This is a genomic window from Micromonospora sp. NPDC002411 (assembly GCF_053592955.1).
On record NZ_JBSFBM010000476.1, the window covers coordinates 1 to 3,906 of the forward strand.

Here is a 3,906-nt window from a genome sequence, read left to right on the forward strand (position 1 = left end):
CGCCCAGCCGGCGGGGCGACGGCCGCTGAGCAGGCCGGCGGCGCTGCCCAGCTCACGCAGGCCGATCGCCGGGAGCACGGCCCGCGCGGCTGGAGAGTCGTCCACCCCGGTCAGTCGTGCGAGCGGGCCGGGCGCGACCAGGGCGCCCACGCCCAGGGCCAGGCTCAGCAGGCCGAGCGCGCTCGGCAGCGTCGCCGGCACCGGCCCGTCCAACTCCGGCAGGAGCACAGTCTCGACCTGACTCATGTCCGTTTCCTCCGGTGAACGTCACCACCGGTCCGCCGCGGAGCGCGGTGGACCTGCCCCGTGACGCTATGCGGTACTCGTGACCCGTGCGCCCGATTCGCACACAAGGCCCCTTGCGCACGGCTCGCGCGGATTGCCGGCCCAGCGCCGACCGTCCGGCTCGACCCGCCGGGCACCGTCGTCCCCGCGTCGTGGGCTTCGACCTGGGGTGACCCACCGCCTACAGCACCCACCGGATCGCGGTAACCAGACCGAGGACGGTCAGGGCCACCAGGACCAGGCCGACCACCGCGGCGACCAGGCAGCCCAGATCGTCGCGCCACGAGCTGGGCTCGCCCGGTCGCGGCCCGACCTCCGTCCAGGTGACGCCGGCACCTCCCTGTTCGGCCTGCTCGACCAGCCGAGCGAGCCGCCCGCTCGCCACCGGCCCCAGCCTGCCGCTGGGATCGGCGGTCACCGTCAACACGCGCAGGCGCTGCCAGGCGTTCGGGTAGGACCGCTCGAACGCGGCGACCTCCTCGACGCTGGCGTCCTCGGTGAGGAAACCCCACCGGCCGGCCTCGGCCACGTTGCCCACCTGCCGGTACAGCGCGGCACGCCGGGCGCGCAGCTCCAGGTCGTCGGGGTACGCGGCGGTGAGGCTGGCCAGCCGTTGCATCGCGGGGTGGACGTGCCCTCGCCGTAGGTCGGCGTCGACCTTCGCCAGCACGTGTTCCTTCGGCATGGTGGCTATTCTGAGCGGCATTCCGGCCGCACCGACAGCCGATTTCGCTGCGTGCGATTCGGGCCGATGCTGGTCGTTCGGCTAAAATGATCAGTGGTGTGCCGGGAAGACTGGTCGGCGGTTCCGTCAGCGACCCCTCCGGAGGCTCCCGATGACCCCGCCGCCCGCTCCCCACGAGCCGCAGCTCCTTCCGCGCGGCAGTTGGCCCGAGGTACGCCGGATCGGCGACATCCTCCGCACCGAGACGGTCGGCGGGGTGCTGCTCCTGGTCGCCGCGCTGCTCGCGCTGGCCTGGGCTAACTCGCCCTGGTCCGGGGCTTACCAGTCGCTGGGTGACCTGACGGTCGGCCCCGAGGCGCTGCACCTGGATCTCACCCTGGGTCAGTGGGCCGCCGACGGCCTCCTGGCGATCTTCTTCTTCGTCGCCGGGCTGGAGCTCAAGCGTGAGTTCGTCGCCGGTGACCTGCGGGAGCCCCGACGTGCGGTCCTGCCCGTCGCCGCCGCGGTCGGCGGAATGGCGGTGCCGGCGCTGATCTACGTCGGGTTCAACCTGTGGTCGGGCGACGGGGCGTTGACGGGTTGGGCGATCCCCACCGCCACCGACATCGCGTTCGCCCTCGCCGTACTCGGGGTGATCAACACCAACCTGCCGGCGGCGATGCGGACGTTCCTGCTGACCCTCGCGGTGGTGGACGACCTGCTGGCGATCGTGATCATCGCGGTGTTCTACACAAGTTCCCTGCACTTCGGCCCGCTGCTGCTCGCGCTGGTCCCGTTGGCCCTGTTCGGGTTGCTGGTGCAGCGGCGGGTCCGGTCGTGGTGGCTGCTGCTGCCACTGGCCGTGACGACCTGGGCACTCGTGCACGCTTCGGGCGTGCACGCCACCGTCGCCGGGGTGCTGCTCGCCTTCACGGTGCCGGTGATCCGCCGTACGCCGGGGCCGGGCCGAGGCCTGGCGGAGCATTTCGAGCACCGGATCCGGCCGCTGTCCGCCGGGGTGGCGGTGCCGGTGTTCGCGTTCTTCGCCGCCGGAGTGTCGATCGCCGGCGCGAGCGGCCTCGGCGCGACGCTCACCGACTCGGTCACTCTCGGCATCGCGGTCGGTCTGGTGGCGGGCAAGGTGACCGGGGTTCTCGGCGCCACCTGGCTCGTGCAGCGTTTCACGCGGGCCCGGCTCGCGGAAGGGCTCGCCTGGAGGGACATCGTCGGGTTGTCCCTGTTGGCCGGGATCGGCTTCACCGTGTCCCTGCTGATCGGCGAGCTGGCGTTCGGTGCCGGCACCGAACGGGACGACCACTCCAAGATCGGTGTGTTGCTCGGGTCGCTGGTGTCGGCGTTGCTGGCCAGCATCGTCCTGCGCGCCCGCAACCGCCACTACGAGGGTGTGTGCGCCCTGGAGGAGCGCGACACCGACGCCGACGGCGTACCGGACGTCTACGAGGCGTCGGCGAACAGGCCCGGTCCTGCCTGATCCGGTGTCCCGGAACGGGCACTTCACGCCCAGGTGACCGAGGAGTACGCTCAGCTTCGGTGTGCCGGGAAGTCTGGTCGGCGTCGTACTCGTCGTCGTCCCAGGGGGTTTCCCATGGCTGTTCCCGCGATCCGCACCGCCGGTCTGACCAAACGCTACGGTCCGGTGTGCGCACTGGACGCACTCGACCTGACGGTGCCGGCCGGTAAGGTGTTCGGCTTTCTCGGGCCCAACGGCGCCGGAAAGTCCACCACGATCCGGATGCTGCTCGGGTTGGCGCGGCCCACCTCCGGACGGGCCTGGATCTTCGATGCCGACGCGGCCGACGTGGCGGCGGCACACCGCTCGATCGCGTACGTTCCCGCCGATGTCGCGCTCTGGCCGGCCCTGACCGGTGCCGAGGCGTTGGAGTTGCTGGGTCGGCTCGGCCCGGGAGTGGACCGCGTCTACCGCGACGAGCTGGTGGACCGGTTCGCGTTGGACCTGTCCAAGCCGGGTCGGGCGTACTCGACCGGGAACCGGCAGAAGGTCGCGCTGGTGGCGGCGTTCGCCACCCGCGCGCCGCTGCTCGTGCTCGACGAGCCGACCAGCGGATTGGACCCGTTGATGGAACGGGAGTTCCAGGTCGCCGTCGCGCAGGCCCGCGAACGCGGGCAGATGGTGTTCCTCAGTTCCCATCAGCTGGCCGAGGTCGAGGCGGTGTGCGACCAGGTGGCGATCCTGCGCGGGGGCCGCCTCGTCGAGGTCGCCGGGGTCGCGGAACTGCGGCGGCTGCACCGCAGCCAGGTGGAGGTGAGCTTCGCCGAGGTCGCGCCGGACCTGAGTGGGGTGGCCGGCGTCGAGACGGTGGAGCAGGTCGGTCCCGCCCGGCTGCGGTTCACCCTCACCGGCCCGCCAGCACCGGCGTTGCGGGCACTGTCCGCAGTGGAGGTGACCGCGCTGCGGATTCACGAGCCGACCTTGGAAGAGATCTTCCTCGACTACTACCAGCAGCCGTCCCGGTGACCGCCGTCGTCACCCGCCCGGAGCCGGTCCCGACGGTTCCGGGCGCCCGCGTCATCGGTTCGACAGTGACCCGACTGGCCCTGCGGCAGGTACGCCGGGGTGCGCTGATCATCGTCGCGCTGGTCGCCGGAATGTCCGCGATGGTGGCGGCCACCTACGCCAGTACCGTCGGCGACGCGCTGGACGCCGCCGCGCTGGCCGCCCTGGCCGAGAATCCCGCAATCCGCACCCTGTTCGGTCAGCCGGTCGCCCTCGACGACGCGGGTGGATTCACGGTGTGGCGCACCGGCACGGTCCTGTCGGTCCTCGTCGGGACGTGGGGGTTGCTGGCGGCGACCCGGGTCACCCGGGGCGAGGAGGACGCCGGCCGGTGGGCCCTCGTGGCCGCTGGCCGGCTCCCGGTCACCGCGATCGTGGCCCGGCACGTCGCCGTCCTGACCGGCGCGGTGCTGACGGCGGC

4 protein-coding genes and 1 pseudogene are annotated in these 3,906 nt (G+C 72.2%); 3 read left to right on the forward strand and 2 right to left on the reverse strand.

The genetic code is table 11. The features are described from left to right. Both ACWCO3_RS32475 and ACWCO3_RS32480 read right to left on the reverse strand, forming a co-directional pair. A pseudogene (locus ACWCO3_RS32475) lies at nt 1-246 on the reverse strand (SRPBCC family protein); the annotation flags it as partial. 220 nt (nt 247-466) lie between these two features. Beyond that, nucleotides 467-970: a DUF6584 family protein gene (locus ACWCO3_RS32480; RefSeq protein WP_145782355.1), complete on the reverse strand. Its 504-nt coding sequence runs from the start codon at nt 968-970 to the stop codon at nt 467-469. A 151-nt stretch (nt 971-1,121) separates the two neighbouring features. On the opposite strand from ACWCO3_RS32480, the gene nhaA reads away from it, so the two are divergent. The 3 genes from nhaA to ACWCO3_RS32495 form a co-directional block, all read left to right on the forward strand. Next, on the forward strand, nt 1,122-2,441 hold the full coding sequence (nhaA, locus tag ACWCO3_RS32485; RefSeq protein WP_145782361.1) for a Na+/H+ antiporter NhaA: 1,320 nt from the start codon (nt 1,122-1,124) through the stop codon (nt 2,439-2,441). 114 nt (nt 2,442-2,555) lie between these two features. Next, nucleotides 2,556-3,446 carry an ABC transporter ATP-binding protein gene (locus ACWCO3_RS32490; protein ID WP_450013737.1) on the forward strand — a complete coding sequence of 297 codons (891 nt, stop codon included), beginning with the start codon at nt 2,556-2,558 and terminating at the stop codon, nt 3,444-3,446. Beyond that, the coding region (locus tag ACWCO3_RS32495) for a hypothetical protein (RefSeq protein WP_450013739.1) at nt 3,443-3,906 on the forward strand (464 nt) is incomplete at its 3' end. The genes ACWCO3_RS32490 and ACWCO3_RS32495, both read left to right, overlap by 4 nt.